The organism is Geobacillus sp. CX412, from assembly GCF_027942335.1.
Taxonomy (GTDB): Bacteria; Bacillota; Bacilli; order Bacillales; family Anoxybacillaceae; genus Parageobacillus_B; species Parageobacillus_B toebii.
Window position 1 is genome coordinate 2,671,722 of the sequence record NZ_CP103461.1, and the last position, 22,164, is coordinate 2,693,885.

Here is a 22,164-nt window from a genome sequence, read left to right on the forward strand (position 1 = left end):
GTTTTGTACCTTCCTTTACTTCCTATTTATTCTAATCAAACAATGGAGCGAAATGGGTTAATCAGCGATAAATGAATCGCGCACTCGCTTCCAAAATGGAAACGGGCGGAAACGAGCAAAACGAATTTTCTCCTGTGCGACGCGACATTGAATCGATTTAACGTCTTTATGCAAAAGCGATAAATGATCAATCGTAATTTGAAAATCGACATTGTTCACTGGCTTTAATATACATGTATGGTGCGCAGGAAGTACAAGCGGTGATCCAATCGTGCGGAACACCCGGTTATTGATGGACGCCATCTCGGTTACTTGTATCGCTTCGAGTGATGGGTGTAATATCGCGCCGCCTAGCGCTTTATTATAGGCGGTGCTTCCTGTCGGCGTAGAAATGCATAATCCGTCACCGCGAAACGTTTCAAATAAATCGCCTCGGATTTCTACATCGATCACGAGCGTGCCGCTGACGCTTTTTACTGTGCATTCATTTAAAGCGAGATATTTTGCTTCCCGTCCCCCGTTTATGTAGCGAATAATCACTTCTAACAACGGATACTCCACCACTTGGTACGGTGTTTTCGCAATCGCGATGACCAGCTTCTCGATTTCTTCAGGCACCCAATCGGCGTAAAATCCCAAATGTCCGGTATGAACCCCGACAAACGCCGTTTTATCTAAGCGGCGACAATAACGATGGAACGCATAAAGCAATGTTCCATCACCGCCGACAGAAATGACAATATCAGGTTTATCTTCATCATACTGTAAATCAAAATCAAGTAAATATGTTTTAATTTTTTGCGTAAGTGCGTTCGATGTCTCATCCCCTTTGGACGTAACGGCAAATTTCATCGGCGCTTGTTTTTCTTTCATCGTTATTCCCCTTTTGCATCCTGTTTTCGCGAAAAAGCTGCTTGCGCTTCTTGAATTTCAAAGCGAATTTTTGACATTTCTTCGTCCAAACGATAAGCTGCTTCTGCAGCGCGCTGCAATCTTACTTTAATATCTTCAGGAAAGCGACCGCTATACTTGTAGTTTAATGAATGTTCAATCGTTGCCCAAAAATTCATCGCGAGCGTCCGAATTTGAATCTCTGCCAAAATTTTCTTTTCTCCGCAAATCGTTTGCACCGGATAGCGGATCACTACATGGTAAGAGCGATAACCGCTTTCTTTTTTTGGCTGATGTAATCTCGTTCTTCCACAATTTCAAAATCGTTCCGCTTCCGAAGCAATTCGACTACCGTTTTAATATCATCGACAAATTGGCACATCATACGAAGTCCGGCAATATCTTGCATTTGTTCTTCCAATTTATCAAGAGGTATATTTTTCTTTTGCGCTTTATCCAAAATGCTTGCGACTGGCTTTACTCTTCCGGTAACAAATTCTATTGGCGAATGCACCCCTAAAATTTCAAATTGGGCGCGCATTCCTTTTAGTTTTACTTTTAATTCTTCCACCGCTTGTTTGTATGGCGCCAAAAATAAATCCCAATGTTTGACCATCATACCACCACCAATTGTTATGTAAGAAAAATTTCTTTTACCGCCTGTTCCATCTGTTCTCCGTAATTGGCGTTTCCATCAATATTTTCAATTAAATATGTTAGCTCTTCCTTGAAATGGGTCAGTTCCATTTCGATCGTTCCACTTTGCAAAAAGATAGGTGTACCGTCTGTTAATACTTGTTTGATGTCCATCCAAAACTCGGATGGAATCGCAACATAAATAAAATCTTCATCCGTTTCTAATATATAAATAAACGCAATATTGTCTGAATCAACAAGCATATGATTTTTTGGTCTTGCTTGTTCAAGCGAAAATGGAGGATGATCGCAGATTAGCCATAATCGCTCATCTCGTTTTTCTACTTTTTCTACGACTAATTTCTTTTGCATGCCAAATCTCCTTCCACATAAACAGTCCTTTTTTTATTTTACCATAATCACCCTATGCATAATAAATAATTGATATTCAACAATAAACATCCGATAATAAAATTGAAATGGATACAAAGGGGAGAAAACATGAACCAAGAAATAGAAATCGAATTTAAAAATTTATTAACAAAAGAAGAATTCGACCGAATTCGCCAAGTGTTTCATATCGATGATCATGCTTTTGAACATCAAGAAAATCATTATTTTGACACACCGCAATTTTTGTTAAAAGACAAACGAGCAGCACTGCGAATTCGCGTAAAAAACGGCAACTACACATTAACGTTGAAACAAACGACAGCACAAGGGGTTTTGCTTGAGACGCATGAACAGCTTACAAAAGAAGAAGCAGACGCCCTCTTAAATGGCACTGCAATGGTTCAAGGCCCGATTGCACAAATTCTTCAAGAAATTGGCGTTCCGCCTGAACAACTACGACATTTTGGCACATTAGCCACCGACCGAGCACAATGGATGTACAAAGGCGGCACACTTTTTCTTGATCATAGTCATTACCTACAAACCGATGATTATGAGTTAGAATATGAGACTAAAGATGCAGAAAGCGGAAAACAACGATTTTTACAGCTGCTTCATTCTTTGCATATCCCAATTCGGCCAACAGCTAATAAAATTCAACGTTTATATATGAAAAAATATAGAGCGGAGGAAGAGCGATGAACACTCCTGCACTAAAACTATTGTTGGAACTTCAGGCATTGCAAAATTTATCTACCAATCGTCCAAACATCATAAATCAAAATAACACATGGTCATTTGCGCAGCTATTCCATCAATTGCTGTCAGAGCAGCAACCAATGTTGCAAGTCCCTGAAAATCCAAATGTGTCAACACCATCGGCAGAAAAAACATCTTCCTCTAAACATATGGATGGAAATATTGATACATTAATTGCACAGGCTGCGGAAAAATATGATGTTGATCCAAAGCTCGTTCGCGCTGTCATTCGTCACGAATCTAATTTTAATCCAAATGCGCGCAGCCGCGCCGGTGCGGCTGGACTTATGCAGTTAATGCCAAGCACCGCAAAAATGCTTGGAGTAGAAAACCGTTTTGATCCAGCCCAAAACATCGAGGGCGGGACAAAATATTTACGAATGCTGCTTGACCGCTATAACGGCAATGTCTCGCTTGCACTTGCCGCATATAACGCCGGTCCCGGAAACGTAGATCGTTACGGGGGAGTTCCACCATTTGCCGAAACAAGAGCATATGTTGAAAAAGTGCTCAACACATACTACTCATAATATTTATTCAAGTCACTTTGTTTGAGATAAATAAACTTCATTGTTAAAATAGCAGTAAAATAGTCGTACACAATATCTAAAAGGAGTATTCACAATGGCTGAACAATGGCAAACACTTTATGAGGCGGTCGGTGGAGAAAAAACAATTACAAGGCTTGTGGAAGCTTTCTATAAACGTGTTGCTAAACATCCTGATTTAATCCCAATTTTTCCGGATGATTTAACAGAAACGATTAGAAAACAAAAACAATTTTTAACACAATACTTAGGAGGGCCGCCACTTTACACAGAGGAGCACGGACATCCAATGTTGCGGGCACGTCATTTGTCATTTGAAATTACTCCAACTCGCGCTGAGGCATGGCTTTCCTGTATGCGCGCGGCGATGGATGAAATCGGTCTGTCTGGACCGGTGCGCGAACAAATTTATCATCGTCTCGTTTTGACTGCTCATCATATGGTCAATACCCCAGACAATTTGGAAAGAAAGGAGCATTCCCTTGAATGACAAATTAGCTGGGAAGCCGACCCCAGATTGGTGGTATGCTTCCCAGCCTCGCAGCAACGAGACAAAGCCGTTGGAAATTTATTTGTTTATCGATCCTTTATGCCCTGAATGCTGGGGGCTTGAACCTATTATCAAAAAGCTAATCATTGAGTATGGTCGCTTTTTTACATTGAAACACGTGTTAAGCGGAACATTGGCAACGCTGAATATGCGGAAACGCCATAAGCCAGAAACGATCGCCAAAGTGTGGGAGCGGACGGCGTGCCGTTCGGGAATGTCTTGCGATGGAAGCCTATGGCTTGAAAATCCAATTTCTAGCCCATTTGCTCCATCGATCGCCATTAAAGCGGCGGAATTGCAAGGCAAACGCGCAGGAATTCGTTTCTTACGCAAATTACAGGAATTATTGTTTTTGGAAAAGCAAAATGTATCCGATATCTCCGTGTTAATTGATTGTGCAATAAGCGTTGGATTGGATGTGGATGAATTTGTTCGTGATTTACAGTCGTCAAGTGCGTCCAAAGCATTTCAATGCGATTTAAAAATTACATCAGAGATGGATGTAAATGAAATTCCAACACTCGTCTTTTTTAACGAAAACATTGAGGACGAAGGAATTAAAATTTCCGGATGTTACCCTTACGAGATTTATGTCGAACTCATTCATGAATTGCTTGGCTTCCATCCAGAACCATCCCCTCCTCCCCCGCTCGAGTCATTTTTAAGCCATTTTAAATTCGTCGCCACAAAGGAAATTGCAGTTGTTTATGATATGACTATAAACGAAGCGGAAAAAGAGATGAAAAAACTACAGCTGAAACAAAAAGTGGAAAAAGTACCGGTAAAGCATGGAACGTTTTGGCGCTATATCTCAGAAGAAGAATAAATAAGGAAAAGCCCGGCTGAATGCCGGGCTTTTCCTTGTTGCCAAGACAACAAAGGGGATGGGAGAAATTTTTCACGGTCATACAAAGGGGTATAAGGTTTTTGTGACTTCGTTCACGATATTATCTTAACAAATTAAGGCGAGTGTTGACAACTACTTTGTGCTTTTGTTCACATTATTGTCATAAATATAGAAGAAAGCATGTTTTCCTTTGCTTTGTTCATATAAATGAAATGAATCAAATTAGGAAGGTGAAAAAAGGTGAAGAAACACATCACTCTGTTCATTTGGGGATTGGTTGTGCTTATCGCCTTTTGTTTAAATTTGTTTGGTCTTATGCATCTTATTCCACTGTTTATTACGATGCCACTTTTATTTGTTTCCATTTTTGGCTTTTTAGCAACTTGGAACAGCCGCAACCAATTTAAAGGATTTTATCAAAAGCGAATGTGGCAATAACTCCACATTCGCTGTTTTTTACGATAACATCTGTTCCATTTCATCTAGTTTTTCTGCGAATACTTGACAAGCCTGCCGGATCGGTTCCGCGCTCGTCATATCTACTCCCGCTTTTTTCAACACCTCAATTGGATAATCGGAGCTGCCTGCTTTTAAAAACTCAATATAGCGTTTAACAGCCGGTTCCCCTTCTTCTAATATTTGTCTGCTTAATGCGGTGGCTGCGCTAAACCCTGTGGCATATTGATAAACATAATAATTGTAATAAAAATGTGGAATCCGCGCCCATTCTAATCCAATTTCCTTATCGACGACAATATCATCACCGAAATATTTTTTGTTTAATTCGTAATACATGGAAGTCAATGAATCAGCTGTTAACGCTTCGCCTTCCTGCGCCTTCATATGGATCATATGTTCAAACTCTGCAAACATCGTTTGCCGAAAGACCGTGCCACGGAACCCTTCTAAATAATGGTTAAGTAAATATAATCGTTTTTTCTCATCATCGATCGTTTTTAATAAATAATCACTTAATAGCGCTTCATTGCATGTCGATGCAACTTCAGCAACAAAAATGGAATAATCTCCATACGGATACGGCTGCGTTTTGCGTGTGTAATAACTATGCACAGAGTGGCCAAATTCGTGGACTAACGTAAACAAATTATGGACGTTATCTTGCCAGTTAAGCAAAATATATGGATTTGTTCCATATGAACCTGATGAATAGGCACCGCTTCGTTTCCCTTTATTTTCGCGCACATCTACCCATCGGTTTTCGAGGCCCTCTTTGACGATGCCAATATATTCTTCACCGAGCGGAGCAAGCCCTTTTAACATGTATTCTTTCGCTTCTTCATACGTTACTTCCATTTTTACATCTTGCACAAGCGGAGTATATAAATCATACATATGAAGTTCGTCAAGTCCAAGCGCTTTTTTGCGTAAACGGACATAACGGTGCAACAGCGGCAAATGTTCATGAACCGTTTCGATCAAATTATCGTAAACACTTTCAGGAATATTATTGCTGCTTAATGCCGCTTCCCGTGCTGATTTATAACGGCGAACGCGGGCAAAAAAGTTATCTTTTTTCACCGCTCCGGCGAGAGTGCTAGCAAACGTATTTTTGTACTTTTCGTACGTATCATATACCGCTTTAAACGCATCGCGCCGCACACGGCGGTCTGTGCTTTCCAAAAAGCGAATAAAACGGCCATGTGTCACTTCCACTTCTTCCCCATTTTCATCAATAATCGTTGGGAATGTTAAATCCGCATTATTCAGCATGCCAAATGTAGTCGAAGATGCTTGCATGACTTCCGCAGCTTGGGCAAGGAGCGCCTCCTCCTCGGCAGACAATACATGCGGACGCTGACGGTTAATTTCGTCTAAAGCGTGTTCATACAGCTTTAATTCTTTTTTCTCTTCTAAAAATGAGCGCAACTTCGCCTCATCGATCGCTAAAATTTCCGGAACGATAAACGCCATCGCACTAGACGCTTCGCTATAAAGGCTGGTAGCACGGTCATTAAGTCCTTGATAAAAGGCATTTGTCGTATCTTGGTCGTAACGCATATGCGCATATGTATATAGCTTGCCGAGACGCATCGATATCTCATCTTGATATTGCAGCGCTTCGTATAACGTATCTGCTGATTCTCCCAACCGCCCTTGATAGTCCGATAATTTCGGAATCATTTTTTTCACTGCTTGGAATTCTTGCTCCCATGCTTCATCCGTTGGGAAAATGTCCTCTAAACGCCATGTTTCTTCTACAGGAATTTCACTTCGTGATGGCAACGATTTTTTTGTTTTCTTTTCTTCCATTTTGCAAACCTCCCTCTAGAAATGTTGATTTATCAAGGCTTTTCGGCCCCTCAGGGGTGTCCAAAAAATATTTTTCGACAAAATCCCTTACATCCTTTTTCAGTTTTGTGGATATCTTACAGACCTAGGGTGCGCTTCGCGTCCACGGCTGGGGATATTTTCCTTCCGTGGGGAGAAGCGTATTCGATGCACCCTTTGGATCTCCGCGTCGCTGATGAGGACGAACCCTCCCATGTCTCCGGGCGTCTTCGCGCCAACATTCCCTCGTTCGGTCTCGTCATCAGGCGGAGGCCGGCCAAGCTCCTTTGGGGACTCAAGGTCGAATGGATAAAATCACGCCAGCTTCTCCGGTGTCATCCTGTTGTCCAACGATTCTTCCGTTCGCAGGGGGAGGCCTTAGGCCGCCCGTTGCACCTGGGACAAGACGTCCTGTTTCATTCGCTCCGCGTCAAACGCTTGTTTCTTCGTACAAATCGCAAACAGCACATTCAACAGCTTCCGGCACAAGGCGACGATGGACTGCTTTCCGGTCAGCGGATTGACGGATCGGGTCGTATAATACTCATGCAGCTCGCGAAACGCCTCGTTATGCCGAATCAGCGGAATCATCGCCCGAAACAGCACCGATCGCAGCCGTTTCCGTCCCCGTTTGGAGATGTGCTTTTGCCCTTTGCGCTGGCCGGAGGAATTCTCCTTGAGCGTCAGGCCCGCCAACTTCACCAATTGACGTGGGTCCCGATAATGGGCGAAGCTGCCGATCTCCGCCAGAAGATCGATGATCGTGGCGTCTCCCAACCCGTCGACCGTTTTCAGCCATTGATACTCCATCGTCGTTTGAACCAACGCCTTCAACTCGGCGTCCAACGCGGCGACCTCAGCCTCCAATTGGCGGTATCGGCGGACGAGCGCGGCGATCTCAAACCGGGCCATCGTCGTCCCTTCCGTCACCCCAATCGAGTCCTTCGCGGCGTCGATCAACGCCTGAATTTTGGCCTTCTGCGGGCATTTCAGCCCTTCGCTTTGCCGGTACACCTCAAGAAGCTCCTCCACCGCCCGGCCGGCCATATCGGCTGGAAGCGGCGTCCACTCCAGCACCGAAAGCGCCGTTTTCCCCAGGTCGCGAAACACCGTCCAAAACTCCGGAAAATATCGGTCGGTCCAGCGGACGATCGCGTTTTTCACCGCCGTCTGTTCCTTGCGGAGCTTCTCTTTGAGCGTGCTCCCGACGCGCAAATCGGCTTCGATCTCGTGCAACAGCCGGGGGACGAGGAATCGTCCGTCTTTCGCCAGTCTGGCGATGACTAGGGCGTCTTTGGCGTCATGTTTCGTCGGCAGGTTGTCATCGAGTTCTTTCGACCGGCACACATGCGCCGGGTTGACCATGACCAACGGGATCCCGTGCTCCTCGAGGAAGTAGGCCAGGTTCAACCAGTAGTGCCCGGTCGGCTCCACGGCGACGATCACCTGCGGCTTTCCGAACGCTTGCATCGCCTCCTGAATCGCTTCATACAGCTGGCGAAAGCCCTCTTTCGACTGGAAGATCGGGAACGATTTGCGAAGCACACGCCCCCGGTCATCCACGAAGCAGGCGTAGTGGGTTCGTTTCGCGATATCGATGCCCACGACAAGCGTTTGTTCGGTGACTTGATCAATTTTATAGTTTTGTGTACAATTCATCTGAAGTCCTCCTTGGTATGGTGAGTGATGTGTTTGACACCCCTGCATCATACCAAGAGGGCTTTTTTTGATCAAGTCCCCGGAAAAGCTCCTAACGGGAATGCTCCTTTTGGAAAATTATATCATAAATCATATTCACTTTTTTACTATCATTTCCTTTTTCGAGAAAATAAATGTTTGCTATCACTTTCTTATACAATATTTTTGTTAAGTTCCAATTTATTTATATAATGGTAAAGTGATGGCTCCATTTTCATCTGCTCCATCATTTGTTGATCCTGCTGTATTACTTCATCCATCGTCTTTGGAAAAGTAAATTCCTTTACTAAACGAAGGCTTTTGCGGCTTTCCCATTGAAAATAGCCTAACTTCGTAAGCAATTGCAAATACTCATAAACTGCTTGCGTATAGCGTTGTCCCATTGCGAGCGGCAACTGGCGAGCCGCAAGCCGCCCCGCTGCCATTCTTTCATCAATAAAACGATAAATGGAATGTATAGAGACATGTTTGCTTTCTGATTGCATAAATGGGATTAACACATATGTTTGCCAAATAAATGGCGGTGTTTCAAACAAATAGCCGTGCGGCAGCGGCCAGCCTGCTTCGGTAGGAAAAAGGGAAGGAATAATGCCAAAGCGATAAAAATCAGAACAAATAAGCCTTGTGATCTTATTCGGATATGACGTGAAAGTGAGACGCCATTGTTTTTTACGGCAAAGCCAATCATTCCAAAACGATGGTGGCAGTGAAACAACCGGAGATGATAGCAAATCGGAAAAAGAAACCGAATGCAGAGGCTTGACAATGGGAATCGCAAATGTATGGCGAACAGAAAACGGAATCAAATGAACGAGGCGGATAAGACGTTTGGTTTCCGAACAATAGTAGAAAAGGAGCGGGCGAGGAACAAACGGAAAATGGTGGGCAAACATCCATTGAAATCGGGGCAATGCCAAGTGGTATATGGTCCGATATCGCAAATGATGTGCTCCAAGAATCCAAATTGGTCGAATTCCTTTTATGCGATAGGAATCATTGCGTTTTTGAAACAACTGTTCACTAATGGTAGAGCATTGATATTCCATCGCATACAGGAGGTGGTTATGCGCAACAAGGATGTCTGGACGTTGTTGAATCGATGGTAAATATGGCTCTAATTTTGCCCGTATGTTTTGACGTTGAAGCCAGGAAAATAGATCTAACTTTCCTGCTAAATGACGTGTTGATTCCGACTCATATTCATATGGACATGCGGTATCTTTTTTATGCGCAAAATGTGGAATGCGGCGACTGCCGAGCTTTAATACCACTTCCCGCTTGCAGGCAGGACAAAAAAACGCTTCCCTCCTCTTTAACTGAACTAATTCCTCCTTTGTCCAAGTCTTAGCCAGTGAAATGAATTCTCCATTCCGCAACAAGGCAACAAGCAAAATGATCACATCCTTTCATCATCCTTTCTAGTTTATTCGACAAAAACAGTCTGGTTTCCTATTTTTTATACAAAATTCCTTAAAAATGATAAACACCCGGTACAATTCCGGGTGAAATTTTATAATAAAGGAGATAATAATCTTGATACAGATTCAACAACACGAATGGATAACGGACGTTGTTGAAATGTTTCATAATCAATTGGACTGGCTTCTTTTAAATCTTCCAGAAAATCAGCAACAAGTTTTTTTGTACTATCCGTATGATATAAAAAAGCGTTTACTTCGAAATTGAGATGAAAGCTGCGCATATCCATATTAGCTGTGCCGATTGATGCTAATTCCCCATCAACGATCATGATTTTACTATGCAAAAATCCTTTTGAATATTCATAAATTTTCACACCTGCTTCCAACAATTCCGGGAAATAGGATCGTGAAGCATAAAAGACAATTTTTTTATCTGGTCGTTTCGGTGCCAAAATGCGGACATCAAGCCCGCTTAAAGCAGCGATTTTTAATGCTGTTAGGATATCTTCATCAGGCACAAAATACGGCGATGCAATCCAAATCGATCGCTGAGCAGACGTAATCATTGCAAAATATAAATGCTTAATGACTTCCCATTTCTGGTCAGGACCACCCGCAATTAACTGAACTCCCCCCTGACCGTCATAATGAACGAGCTCTGGAGATAAATATTCCGGTGTCAATAACGTTTTTCCCGTCATATAATACCAATCTTGCAAAAAAATAAGCTGTAGCGTCCGGACCGCTTCGCCACGAATCCATAAATGCGTATCGCGCCAAAAACCGAAATATTTATCTTTTCCTAAATATTCATCACCGATATTCAGTCCCCCGACAAAGCCAATCGTTCCGTCAATCACAATAATTTTTCGATGATTGCGGAAGTTAATGGTGTTGCTCAAAAACGGCAAACGAACCGGTGAAAAAGGAATCATTTCTACCCCGGCATCGCGCAGCTCTTGAATATACGTTTTGGATAATTTCCAGCTTCCTACAGCATCATAAAGAAAACGGACATGAACTCCTTTTTTTGCTTTTTCTATTAAAATCGTTTTTAGCTTCTGTCCAACTTCATCATGGCGAACAATGTAATATTCTAAATGAATATGGTGTGTCGCTTTTTCCAGTTCTTCAAAAATAGTAGAAAATGTTTCTTCGCCATTCGTCAATACCCTTGTTTCCGTCGCGAGAGAAACCGGGCTTTTTCCAATTCGATGAGCCAGCTGAAGCAGCGGACGTTGGTGTTCTCCAATCGGCATCTGTTCTATCGCCCACTCTCGCTGTCCTTGAAATTTTAAAAATGTTTGTTCATCGAGCATCGCCTTTTTTTGGAAAAGTCTCTGCTTTCGATAATTTCTTCCAAACATTAAATAAAAGAAAAATCCAATTAGCGGGAAGCTTCCGAGCACGACAAGCCACGTGATTGTATGGGCAGGCTTTCTATTTTCGAGAGAAATAACAAACGCAATGAAAACAACAGAGCAAGAAATTAAAATACTAAGCCCACCAAGCAGCTTCCCTTCCCAATAATCATTGGTCAAAAATAAAAAAGCCGCTACAGCCAGGACAAAAATAATAACCCTTAACGTATTTCGCAATGAAATTCACCTGACCTATTTTCTAAACTTTCCCGCCGAAGAAAACGCCGATTTCAGCAGTTGAAATCGGCGGCTACTTTAATGGAAAATATTGTTTGATCGCCTCTAAAGCATTGTCGCGAATAATCTCTTTTCCATATTCCTCTAAACGGTAAATCGTAACTTGCGAATCCATTCCATATTCTAGAAGCAAGCTCAAAATGTTGTCCATTTCATATTCGGTGTAATCTTCCTCATTAAATTGGACAAATAAGTAATATCGATCTTCAAATTGGAAAAGACGATTGTCAAGTCCTGTAAAGTTAGCACGATGTGCAAGGGCAATCAAATCTTCGATATCTTTAAAACAAATAGTAAACTGAAGGATTTCCTTATCATTATCGTCGGCAAACGATTCATCATTGCGTACAATATGGAAATGATGGTCAAGCAGTTCTTCAATTTTTTCATCAACTGGGACTGGAAAATCGCGCAATTTTTCTTCCGGAAGCGGAAGTTCCAATTTGCTTCCATCTTTCGATAATTGCGCTTTTGTGACAAGCACTTCTAACCCTTTATCCAATGCTTGTACTTGAATCCAAAGAGGGCCCTCAAGCGAAAAATCGCCTTCGCTATGAACCTCATCCATCATTTCCCAAAATAATTCTTCGCTGCGCTCACGGTTATACCAAATTTCTTCCCGGTCAAAACCACGTTCTTCTATATCAACATAAGAAATATAAAACTTTACTGTATGTTCATTAATTCGTTCTATTTCCATATTGCCGAACTCTCCCTTCCTAAAAAAAGAATAAAATTGAAGGGACTTTTACCCCCAAAAATTCTATCTTAAATACAAGATTATGTCTTGTACTTTTATTTTATGATAAAAATCGAAAGATGGGAAATAAAAAAACCAAGTTTTTAAAAATTGGGTATGAAATAAAACATGCCCTACTATAATGATGGTGAAAACAAAAGAAATGAGGGACATGCATGGCTGGCGAATATGTGACATCCATTCTTCTCATCATTGGCATTGATATTATTCTTGGAGGAGATAATGCTGTTGTTATCGCGTTAGCAAGCCGCAAGCTGCCGGAACGAAAACGAAATATCGCAATTTTCGTTGGCACCGCGTTGGCCATTTTCATTCGCATTCTCTTAACAGTAGGGATCGTGATATTATTAAAAATCCCTTTTTTGCAGCTAGTCGGCGGCTGCATTTTGCTTTGGATTTCTTTAAGATTAATGGTTCAAAAAGAGGAAGCGAGTGCATCTATTAAATCGGAAACATCCCTTTGGAAAGCGATATGGACAATTGTGACTGCTGATATTGTGATGGGGTTAGACAATGTTCTTGCGATCGCTGGAGCAGCTCAAGGTCATACTTCTCTCGTTGTGTTTGGTTTTCTTTTTTCCGTTCCCATTATCATTTTAGGCAGTAAACTAATTCTTTATGCGATGGAGCGATACCCTTTCCTCATTTATATTGGCGGAGCTCTGTTAGCCTATACCGCCGGAAAAATGATCAGCGAAGAACAACAAATCCGCTATTTATACGACAGCGCTGCTGCATGGAAACCGATGTTTCCATTTATTACAGCGGCATCAGTCGTTTTGCTCGGTTTCATTATCAATCGTAGAAAATTGCATCGTTGGACATAAAAATATGGATCGGCTGCCCAATAAAGAGGTGATAAAAAACTTCTACATGGCGGGCCATGTAGAAGTTGGTTCTCCTCTTATTCATTAACGAGACGTTGCGCTTGACGAAGTTGATATGCTCGCACTTTTCGCGGCAAGAAACGGCGAATTTCGTCTTCATTGTAACCGACTTGAAGCCGTTTTTCATCAATAATAATCGGTCTGCGTAAAATTCCCGGATGTTTTTGAATAAGTTCATATAAATCTTGAAGCGGCAACGATTCGAGATTGATGTTCAGCTTTTGGAAAACTTTTGATCTTGTTGAAATAATCTCGTCTGTTCCTGTTTCCGTCATGCGTAGAATTTCTTTAATCTCCTCAATCGTTAACGGTTCGGAGAAAATATGCGTTCTACATAAGGAATATTATGTTTTTCTAGCCATGCTTTCGCTTTTCGGCATGACGTGCAACTTGGTGAAGTATACAATTTCACCATATTCTCACTCCCTTTCAACAAGGATAACCTAACCTTGCCTTCTATATCAATGGAACGAACTAGCTAAACTCTGCAGCTACAAAACATGGTAATTTGAAATAACTCTAACATAATACATTATACAATAAATATATAAATAAAGATATAGTTTTTCAAAAAAGTCATCTATTTTCTAGGTTTATTTTTCACCGCTTCTTCCAATAAAAAGAAAAATCACTTACAATAAAATTAGAGCGATTGTCTGGGGGGAGAGCGTTCATGACACAATATGTTATGGATTATATCATCGTTTTCGTAATGATTGTTGGCATCACTGCGTTAATGGGAGTCATCGCGAACGGTATTGGCGAAAAAATTTTCGGCGGTTCGAAGCGAAAAGAACATGTAAACGAAACAAAACGTACACAAGCTGGCTGGAATTTAGTCGGCGGCAAAAAATAAAACGATCTCTCAAATCGAGATCGTTTTATTTATACATCGATTGATATGTTTTATATTCTGCTTCCGAGCATAATACGAAATGCCCTGGAGTAATTTCACGAAACTCCAATTCCTCTCCTTCTTTATAATTATGCTGCGACGGATCATAAATAATCCGTTTGCGCGTCCGCTCTGTTTCCGGGTCAGGAAGCGGGATTGCCGATAATAGCGCTTTTGTGTAAGGATGAATCGGATTGCGGTACAATTCCTCCGCATCCGCAAGCTCCACCATTCTTCCAAAGTACATAACGCCAATACGATCGCTAATATATTTCACCATCGACAAATCATGAGCGATAAACAAATATGTCAAGCCTTTTTCCCGCTGCAACTTTTTCATTAAGTTCACCACTTGCGCCTGAATCGACACATCCAGCGCGGAAATCGGCTCATCGGCGATAATAAACTCCGGTTCCACCGCTAAAGCGCGGGCAATCCCGATCCGCTGGCGCTGGCCGCCGGAGAACTCATGCGGATAGCGATTGGCATGCTCACGGTTTAAGCCGACTGTCTCAAGCAGCTCATATACGCGCTGCATGCGTTCTTCCTTCGTTTTCGCAAGACCGTGAATATCGATGCCTTCAGCGATAATATCCGCAACGGTCATGCGCGGGTTTAACGAGGCGTATGGGTCTTGGAAAATCATTTGCATTTTTCGCTTTAATTCCTTTAACTCTTTTTTTGATTTTTTTCCATGAACGCTCACTCCGTTAAACAGCACTTCCCCTTCCGTCGCCTCATATAAACCGATAATCGTTCTTCCTGTCGTCGATTTGCCGCACCCGGACTCACCAACAAGCCCAAACGTTTCTCCTTTGTAAATATCAAATGTCACTCCATCTACTGCCTTTACCACTTCCCCTCTGCCAACGCGAAAATATTGTTTTAAATTTCTCACTTCGAGGAGTTTTTGTCTAGCCACGAGGTCCTCCTCCTTTCCGAGCAACAATTTGCGCAAATTTAGCCATGCGGTCGCGCACGATTTGCGGCGGTTCTACTTTTGGCGCATTTTCATGGAGTAGCCACGTCGCTGCGTAATGCGTATCCGAAACTTTAAACATCGGTGGTTCTAATTCATAGTCAATTTTTAGCGCATATGGATTTCTTGGCGCAAACGCATCGCCTTTCGGCGGATTCAATAAATCCGGCGGCGTGCCTGGAATCGAGTAAAGCTCCATATCTTTATGATCAAGGCTTGGCATCGAAGCAAGCAATCCCCATGTATACGGGTGCTTCGGATTATAGAAAATCTCATCGACTGTGCCGATTTCTACGATTTTTCCAGCGTACATGACCGCCACGCGGTCAGCCATATTGGCGACAACACCAAGGTCATGTGTAATGAAAATAATCGACATTCCTAGTTTCTTTTGAATGTCTTTCATCAGTTCCAGGATTTGTGCCTGGATGGTTACGTCTAATGCTGTCGTCGGCTCGTCGGCAATTAAAATTTTCGGGTTGCAAGCGAGAGCGATCGCAATCACGACACGCTGGCGCATCCCGCCGGAAAACTGGTGCGGATATTGTTTTATGCGCAACTCCGCATTTTTGATACCGACAAGCTGCAATAGTTCAACCGCACGCTTGCGCGCTTCTTCTTTCGAGATTTTCTGATGTTTTAAAATTGCTTCCATAATTTGCTTTCCAATCGTCATCGTTGGATTTAACGATGTCATTGGATCTTGGAAAATCATTGAAATTTTTGCACCGCGAATGTTTTGCATTTCTTTATCGGAAAGCTTCGTTAAGTCTTTTCCTTCAAACAAAATTTCTCCTTGTTTAATTCGGCTCGGCGGAGTTGGCAATAGCCGCATGAGCGCTTTCGAAGTCACCGATTTTCCGGACCCTGATTCACCGACAATGGCCAACGTTTCTCCTTTATATAAATCGAAGCTAACGCCCCGGACCGCCTGCACTTCGCCTGCATGTATGTCGAAGGAGATGTGTAAATCTTTCACTTGTAATATTTTTTCCATGTTTTCGCCTCCTTCCGTCCATTATTTGCGCATTTTCGGATCTAGCGCATCGCGCAGCCCGTCTGCCACTAAGTTAAAGCTCAAAATTAATAAACTGATGACAACCGCTGGAATGATCATCATATGCGGATAGGTTTGAATCGATTTATATCCTTCGTTGACTAATGAACCGAGCGATGCTTCCGGTGGACGAATTCCAAGACCGATAAAACTTAAAAACGCTTCGGTGAAAATCGCGCTTGGAATCGTAAACATCGTTGTAATAATGATTGGACCGACGACGTTCGGGATTAAATGCTTAAAAATTAACCGGGAGTTGGATGCTCCTAGCGTACGGGCCGCAAGCACATATTCCATGTTTTTTAATTTTAAAATTTGTCCGCGGACGATCCGTGCCATCGTCATCCAGCCAGTGATGACCATAGCCAGTGTAATCGAAATGATCCCCGGCTCAAAAATTAAAATAAACAAAATAACGACAATTAAGCTCGGAATACCGTATAATATTTCAATAATCCGCTGCATAATGTTATCGACGCGACCTCCGTAAAATCCGGAAATCCCGCCGTACGCAATTCCGATGCACAAATCGATCAGCGCAGCCAATAACCCGATGTAGAGGGAAATTCGGGTTCCATACCATGTTCTTGTCCATAAATCGCGGCCTAAATCATCTGTTCCGAACCAATAGTATTCTTTAATGCCGCGTTCTTTATATACATCAACGCCGTTTGCATCTTTCCCGTCTAGATTGAGCCAGCTAATATGCTCTAAAACAGGAACTTTTGGCGGTAATTTCGCACGGTTTAAGTCTTGCTCCTTATAAGAATGCTTGCTCGTCATCGGAGCGATAATTGCTGTAAGCGTTAAAATAATAATCATAATTAATCCAGCAATCGCGCCTTTATTTTTCCGTAAACGTATCCATGCATCTTGCCAAAATGTTAAACTTGGACGATTGATTTTTTCTTGTTCTACAACGTTAGGTGGGGCGGGTTGAAAAAGATCTGGTGAAATATTTTCATAGTTTAGTTTATTCATTATTTTTTCCCTCCCGCTAGACGAATACGTGGATCAACGATGCCATATAATATGTCGACGATAAAAATCGCGAATATCAGTAAAGCAGAATAAAATAATGTGGTTCCCATAATTACCGGATAGTCGTTCATTTCAATCGAACGAACGAATTGTTCCCCTAATCCAGGAACTGCGAAAATCTTCTCAATAACAAGCGTTCCCGTCATTAAGTTAACGACCATTGGACCAAGAATCGTAATAATCGGGATGAGCGAGTTGCGGATCGCATGCTTCACAATCACTGCCGAATTGCTAATTCCTTTCGCTCTTGCGGTTAAAATATAATCAGAGCTCAACACTTCCAACATTTCTGTCCGCATAAAACGAGCGATGTTTGCGATCACACCGACTGATAGTGCAAGCGTTGGCATAATTGTATATTCAAACCCTTCCCAAAACGCTACCGGGAGCCATTGCATCTTTACCCCAATATAATATTGAAGCAATCCGGCGAAAACGAATGACGGAATGGATATTCCTAATACGGAAATGACTGTGGCCGTATAGTCTCCCCAAGTATTATGACGAATCGCGGCGAAAATGCCGAGTATTAACCCAATCAACGTTCCAAACACAATTGCTTGAAATCCAAGCTGTGCCGATGGACCGATTCGTTCCCCAATCAATTCAGTTACCGGACGGTTATCATACTGAAACGAAACGCCTAAATCCCCTTTTAATAAATTGCCTAAATAGCGGACATATTGCACTGGAACCGGATCGTTTAATCCGTATTTCTCTAAAATAATTTGCCGCTGCTCTGGCGTGAGTTTTTCTTGGTTTTGCAATGGTGAACCAGGAAGCAATTTCATTAAAAAGAACGTCACCGTCGCGATAATAAATAACGTAATGACCATATACACAATCCGTTTGATCACATATCGTGCCATTGGAGCACCTCCTCCAACATAATAATTAGAATCTTCTTCTTTTTTCGACTTTTTCGCCTTTTCAGGCAAAAGGAGAGTATATGCTTTTCACATATACTCTCCTCCGCAATTACAATTACTGCAGAACTATTACTCGATATATGCCCATTTATAACTATAATCTCCGCCAAATGGATGAGAAACAATACCTTTTACGTATTCACGTTGCAAATACGCAGAGCCGCGTTGATAAAGCGGTGCGACTGGCATTTCTTCAAACAAGAGTTTTTCCGCTTTTAACATTGCATCCCAGCGGGCTTGCAAGTCGTTTAGCAACGTTGTTTTCGCATCTTTAACAAGCTGGTCGTACTCTGGGTTGGACCAGCCAGTTTGGTTGTGCGGGCCGTCTGTCACCCAAAGATCGATAAATGTCATTGGGTCTTGATAGTCCGGGCCCCAACCTGAGAAGGATAGGTCATATTGCATGTTGCTTTCTAGCTCAAGCTTTTGTTTAAATGGCTGTTGTTTAATGTTAATTGTAAGGCCAGGCAAGTTCTTTTCAAGCTGTTCTTTCAAGTATTCACCAATTTTCTTCGCGGTATCGGCATCAAAGTTCAACAGCTCAATCGTAAATTTGTCTTTGCCAAGCTCTTTTTTCGCTTGTTCCCATAATTTTTTCGCTTCTTCTACATCGTATTTCACTAAATCGCCGTTTTCGTCACGGAAATCTTTTCCGTTTGGACCTTGAACAAAGTCTTTTGGAACAATATAGTTTGCCGGAATTGTACCGTTGTTAAGAAGCGTGTCAACAAGCGCTTGTTTGTCAATCGCCATCGCGATTGCTTTACGAGCGTTGACGTTTTTCAACAATTCGTTTTTCGTGTTCATGCGCAGCCAGAAAATAGATGGATCAAGCTCTGTATGGAAGTTTTTGTCGTTTTTATATTTATCAACAAACTCTGCAGTTAGACCAACTCGGTCCACTTTTTTCGTGTCGTAAAGGTTTACAGCTGTTGCGGTATCTTTTACGATTTTGACATTGATTGTTTCTAGCTTCACATTGTCTTTATCCCAATAGTTTGGATTTTTCTTATATGTCCAGCCTTGTTCATGCTTCCATTCGCTTAATACGAACGGACCGTTGTAAAGCGTCGTGTTCGCTTCCAAGCCATATTTGTCGCCTTGCTCTTTTACGAATTTTTCGTTTTGCGGCATGAACGATCCAAATACGGTTAAGCTGATGAAGTATGGAATTGGGTTTTTCAATTCTACTTGAAGCGTATAGTCATCTACCGCTTTTACGCCAAGCTGGTCAACTGGCAATTTGCCTTGGTTAACTTCTTCTGCGTTTTTAATGTCATACATAATGTAGGCGTATTCGGAAGCTGTTTTTGGATCTAATACTTTTCTCCACGCAAATACGAAGTCATGCGCCGTAACAGGATCGCCGTTCGACCATTTTGCGTCTTTGCGGAGTTTGAATGTGTAAACTTTGCCATCTTCGCTTACTTCATAGCTTTCCGCCACACCTGGAACCGGCTTGTTATCTTTGCCTAAACGGTAAAGGCCTTCCATCACGTTGTTCAACACGATGAACGATACTTGGTCTGTCGCAAGCGCGGAATCAAGCGATGGAATTTCCGAAGAATCCAGCAAGTTCAACACTTGCTCTTTCTTTTCGGCCGGCTTATTTGCAGTGCCGCCTTTGTCTTTTGCTGTGTCGTTGTTGCCTCCACAGGCCGCTAGAAATGTGGTTACAGCCAGGAGAAGCACAAGAAACAATGATAGTTTCTTCTTCACTAAAAGTCCCCCCTTAAAAATATATAATGTATTAAAAATCTTCTGAATATGTTATATTTCAGAAGATTTCACCTACAACGCTATTATATAATTATTAATATATTTGAAAAGAATTTCCTTATTTTATTAAATATAAATTTTCTAACTTTTTTGTCTTAATCGATTATTATAATCTAATGCGTTTAATTTGAATTTTAACGTTATTTTTACAAAATGTAAATAAAAAATTTTCATAATCTAAAGAAAGCGCTTACAGTATAATATTATGACTGTAAATCCGAAAAAAGATGAATAATTACATATCATTTGTCCCATTCTAAAGTTTTTTTTGTATAATTTTTCTAATAATATTTACGAATTTTATGTTTTCTGATTGAATAAAGACGAAGATAAGATGTGTTGATCAGGAGGTAGAAAGTGAAATCAATTATAATACGAACATGTTTGCTTACAGCATCTATATTAGTACTTAGTTTATTCATCGTTTTATTACAAGGGGAGTGGTCGCTCGTTTCTTTCGTGAATGTTGCATTTTTGCTGGCTCTTTTGCCATTTATTATCGGCGGGTTTTTGTTTGTGTATGAAGGCGGATTTTTTAAAGGCGTTATGTACGGGTTTCGGCGCTTGCATACAAGCAGATCGAAAGCCGGGCGTTATTTAGCGGAATTGCAAGGTTTATCTGATGAACAACCTGTGCAAGCAAAAAAGTTTACTGTAACGTATCCACTATTGTTTTCTGGTCTTATTCTTCTTCTCTTGACAATTGCCGCCGGATATGCCATACGATAAAGTTGCAGCAACTATCGCATTGTTTTATAATATAAAGCAATCAATCATATGAAACATGCGATGAGAAAGAAGAGTACATATTGCGATGCCTTCAGAGAGCTTGTGGGTGGTGCGAACAAGCGGCTAGCAATATGGAATGGGCTTTCGAGCATCCGGCTGAATGAGCAGTTGGCTTTAGTAGGCTTTGGACGTCTGCCTTACGTTATCAAGGCGCCATGCGCATAAAAGCATGGGCAAAGTGATTGCACATCATGTGCAATAACTAGGGTGGCAACGCGGTCCTATCGTCCCTAACTCTCAGGGGGTAGGGCCTTTTTAAATTGATAAAAAAAGGAGTGGTGTTATGAAAACGAGCTTTTCAGGAATTCAGCCAAGCGGCGTCATTACGCTTGGCAACTATATCGGAGCAATGCGGCAATTCGTGGAATTGCAGCATGAGTACAACTGCTATTTTTGCATTGTCGATCAACACGCCATTACCGTTCCGCAAGATCCGGAAGAACTGCAAAAAAACATTCGCAGCTTAGCCGCTCTTTACTTGGCGGTCGGCATTGATCCGAATAAAGCTACTTTGTTTATTCAATCGGAAGTTCCTGCCCATGCCCAAGCGGGTTGGATACTGCAATGCATTTCTTATATCGGTGAACTAGAAAGAATGACTCAATTTAAAGATAAATCGGCAGGAAAAGAAGCAGTGAGCGCCGGGCTGCTTACCTATCCTCCATTGATGGCTGCGGATATTCTCTTGTATAAAACCGATATCGTACCTGTCGGGGAAGACCAAAAACAACATATTGAATTGACGCGCGATTTAGCGGAACGATTTAACAAACGGTATGGAGATTTTTACGATTCCAGAACCGCGCATTCCAAAAATCGGTGCACGCATTATGTCACTTACGGATCCAACGAAAAAAATGAGCAAATCGGATCCAAACAAAAAGTCGTTTATTACACTTCTTGATGATGCCAAAACGATTGAAAAGAAAATAAAAAGCGCTGTAACCGATTCTGAAGGCGTCATCCGATATGACAAAGAAAATAAACCGGGAATTTCCAATCTCCTTAACATTTATTCGATTTTAGCCAATAAAACGATTGAAGAACTTGAACAAGAATATGCTGGAAAAGGATATGGCGTATTTAAAGCTGATCTTGCCCAAGTAATTATTGACACCCTTACTCCGATCCAAGAAAAATATTACGACTTGTTGGAAAGCAGCACGCTTGACCAAGTGCTTGACCAAGGAGCAGAAAAAGCAAACAAAGTAGCAACGGAAATGCTTGAAAAAATGGAACAAGCGATAGGGCTTGGAAGAAGACGCTAAAACAATAATAAAAGCAAGCCGAACGATGGCTTGCTTTTTTATATGCTTATTAAGCTTTCCTATGCTGACTCTGGCAGAAATATCATTCAT

At 41.8% G+C, this 22,164-nt stretch carries 20 protein-coding genes, 3 pseudogenes and 1 other annotated feature; of the genes and pseudogenes, 9 read left to right on the forward strand and 14 right to left on the reverse strand.

The features are described 5' to 3' along the window. Positions 1 to 57: 57 nt before the first annotated feature. From NXM86_RS13985 to NXM86_RS13995, 3 genes and pseudogenes are all read right to left on the reverse strand, one after another. Positions 58 to 852 (reverse strand): NAD kinase, encoded by a 795-nt coding sequence (locus tag NXM86_RS13985; RefSeq protein WP_285754780.1) that lies wholly within the window; start codon positions 850 to 852, stop codon positions 58 to 60. Positions 853 to 875: 23 nt separating this feature from the next. Further along, a pseudogene (gene yjbM / locus NXM86_RS13990) lies at positions 876 to 1,507 on the reverse strand (GTP diphosphokinase). Positions 1,508 to 1,524: 17 nt separating this feature from the next. Next, complete coding sequence (locus NXM86_RS13995) at positions 1,525 to 1,899, reverse strand: UPF0738 family protein (RefSeq protein WP_012749459.1); 375 nt, start codon at positions 1,897 to 1,899, stop codon at positions 1,525 to 1,527. Between the two features lie 129 nt (positions 1,900 to 2,028). Between NXM86_RS13995 and NXM86_RS14000 the strand changes: the two genes are divergently transcribed. The 5 genes from NXM86_RS14000 (at position 2,029) to NXM86_RS14020 (ending at position 5,062) form a co-directional block, all read left to right on the forward strand. Next, positions 2,029 to 2,622, forward strand: coding sequence for a CYTH domain-containing protein (locus NXM86_RS14000; protein ID WP_062753735.1), 594 nt, complete (start codon positions 2,029 to 2,031; stop codon positions 2,620 to 2,622). After that, positions 2,619 to 3,209, forward strand: coding sequence for a lytic transglycosylase domain-containing protein (locus NXM86_RS14005; RefSeq protein WP_089096959.1), 591 nt, complete (start codon positions 2,619 to 2,621; stop codon positions 3,207 to 3,209). The genes NXM86_RS14000 and NXM86_RS14005 overlap by 4 nt, the downstream gene beginning before the upstream one ends. A gap of 94 nt (positions 3,210 to 3,303) precedes the next feature. Further along, positions 3,304 to 3,717: a globin domain-containing protein gene (locus NXM86_RS14010; RefSeq protein ID WP_012749456.1), complete on the forward strand. Its 414-nt coding sequence runs from the start codon at positions 3,304 to 3,306 to the stop codon at positions 3,715 to 3,717. Then, positions 3,710 to 4,603 (forward strand): ClpXP adapter protein SpxH, encoded by an 894-nt coding sequence (spxH, locus tag NXM86_RS14015; protein WP_012749455.1) that lies wholly within the window; start codon positions 3,710 to 3,712, stop codon positions 4,601 to 4,603. The genes NXM86_RS14010 and spxH overlap by 8 nt, the downstream gene beginning before the upstream one ends. Before the next feature lie 261 nt (positions 4,604 to 4,864). Next, positions 4,865 to 5,062 (forward strand): hypothetical protein, encoded by a 198-nt coding sequence (locus NXM86_RS14020; RefSeq protein WP_062753739.1) that lies wholly within the window; start codon positions 4,865 to 4,867, stop codon positions 5,060 to 5,062. Positions 5,063 to 5,080: 18 nt separating this feature from the next. On the opposite strand, the gene pepF is transcribed toward NXM86_RS14020, so the two are convergent. The 5 genes from pepF to mecA all read right to left on the reverse strand — a co-directional run bounded on the left by pepF (position 5,081) and on the right by mecA (position 12,390). After that, the gene (pepF, locus tag NXM86_RS14025) at positions 5,081 to 6,895 is read right to left on the reverse strand and encodes an oligoendopeptidase F (RefSeq protein WP_012749453.1); all 1,815 of its coding nucleotides are present in this window, start codon (positions 6,893 to 6,895) and stop codon (positions 5,081 to 5,083) included. A 396-nt stretch (positions 6,896 to 7,291) separates the two neighbouring features. Further along, positions 7,292 to 8,572: an IS110 family RNA-guided transposase gene (locus NXM86_RS14030; RefSeq protein WP_015864227.1), complete on the reverse strand. Its 1,281-nt coding sequence runs from the start codon at positions 8,570 to 8,572 to the stop codon at positions 7,292 to 7,294. A gap of 191 nt (positions 8,573 to 8,763) precedes the next feature. After that, positions 8,764 to 10,011, reverse strand: a complete 1,248-nt coding sequence (locus tag NXM86_RS14035) for a competence protein CoiA (protein ID WP_498958175.1) — start codon at positions 10,009 to 10,011, stop codon at positions 8,764 to 8,766. A 110-nt stretch (positions 10,012 to 10,121) separates the two neighbouring features. Then, positions 10,122 to 11,630, reverse strand: a complete 1,509-nt coding sequence (cls, locus tag NXM86_RS14040) for a cardiolipin synthase (protein ID WP_012749451.1) — start codon at positions 11,628 to 11,630, stop codon at positions 10,122 to 10,124. 73 nt (positions 11,631 to 11,703) lie between these two features. Next, on the reverse strand, positions 11,704 to 12,390 hold the full coding sequence (gene mecA, locus NXM86_RS14045) for an adaptor protein MecA (protein ID WP_012749450.1): 687 nt from the start codon (positions 12,388 to 12,390) through the stop codon (positions 11,704 to 11,706). Between the two features lie 215 nt (positions 12,391 to 12,605). Here mecA and NXM86_RS14050 point away from each other — a divergent pair, with 215 nt between their 5' ends. Beyond that, on the forward strand, positions 12,606 to 13,277 hold the full coding sequence (locus NXM86_RS14050; protein ID WP_498958177.1) for a TerC family protein: 672 nt from the start codon (positions 12,606 to 12,608) through the stop codon (positions 13,275 to 13,277). A gap of 77 nt (positions 13,278 to 13,354) precedes the next feature. On the opposite strand, the pseudogene spxA reads toward NXM86_RS14050, so the two are convergent. Next, positions 13,355 to 13,752: pseudogene (gene spxA, locus NXM86_RS14055) on the reverse strand (transcriptional regulator SpxA). Between the two features lie 258 nt (positions 13,753 to 14,010). On the opposite strand from spxA, the gene NXM86_RS14060 reads away from it, so the two are divergent. Next, positions 14,011 to 14,193 (forward strand): hypothetical protein, encoded by a 183-nt coding sequence (locus tag NXM86_RS14060; RefSeq protein WP_012749448.1) that lies wholly within the window; start codon positions 14,011 to 14,013, stop codon positions 14,191 to 14,193. A gap of 25 nt (positions 14,194 to 14,218) precedes the next feature. On the opposite strand, the gene NXM86_RS14065 is transcribed toward NXM86_RS14060, so the two are convergent. From NXM86_RS14065 to NXM86_RS14085, 5 genes are all read right to left on the reverse strand, one after another. After that, positions 14,219 to 15,154 carry an ABC transporter ATP-binding protein gene (locus tag NXM86_RS14065; RefSeq protein WP_012749447.1) on the reverse strand — a complete coding sequence of 312 codons (936 nt, stop codon included), beginning with the start codon at positions 15,152 to 15,154 and terminating at the stop codon, positions 14,219 to 14,221. Next, the gene (locus NXM86_RS14070) at positions 15,147 to 16,208 is read right to left on the reverse strand and encodes an ABC transporter ATP-binding protein (protein WP_498958178.1); all 1,062 of its coding nucleotides are present in this window, start codon (positions 16,206 to 16,208) and stop codon (positions 15,147 to 15,149) included. The genes NXM86_RS14065 and NXM86_RS14070 overlap by 8 nt, the downstream gene beginning before the upstream one ends. Before the next feature lie 21 nt (positions 16,209 to 16,229). Beyond that, positions 16,230 to 17,249: an oligopeptide ABC transporter permease gene (opp3C, locus tag NXM86_RS14075; RefSeq protein ID WP_498958179.1), complete on the reverse strand. Its 1,020-nt coding sequence runs from the start codon at positions 17,247 to 17,249 to the stop codon at positions 16,230 to 16,232. Continuing rightward, positions 17,249 to 18,178, reverse strand: a complete 930-nt coding sequence (opp3b, locus tag NXM86_RS14080; RefSeq protein ID WP_498958180.1) for an oligopeptide ABC transporter permease — start codon at positions 18,176 to 18,178, stop codon at positions 17,249 to 17,251. The genes opp3C and opp3b overlap by 1 nt, the downstream gene beginning before the upstream one ends. Before the next feature lie 129 nt (positions 18,179 to 18,307). Further along, positions 18,308 to 19,957: a peptide ABC transporter substrate-binding protein gene (locus NXM86_RS14085; protein WP_498958181.1), complete on the reverse strand. Its 1,650-nt coding sequence runs from the start codon at positions 19,955 to 19,957 to the stop codon at positions 18,308 to 18,310. Positions 19,958 to 20,374: 417 nt separating this feature from the next. Here NXM86_RS14085 and NXM86_RS14090 point away from each other — a divergent pair, with 417 nt between their 5' ends. Continuing rightward, a complete protein-coding gene (locus tag NXM86_RS14090) occupies positions 20,375 to 20,746 on the forward strand; it encodes a DUF3899 domain-containing protein (protein WP_498958182.1) in 372 nt (123 codons plus the stop codon). A 51-nt stretch (positions 20,747 to 20,797) separates the two neighbouring features. Continuing rightward, positions 20,798 to 21,041 (forward strand) — a binding site (T-box leader). A 48-nt stretch (positions 21,042 to 21,089) separates the two neighbouring features. Next, positions 21,090 to 22,074: pseudogene (trpS, locus tag NXM86_RS14095) on the forward strand (tryptophan--tRNA ligase). Positions 22,075 to 22,164: the final 90 nt, after the last annotated feature.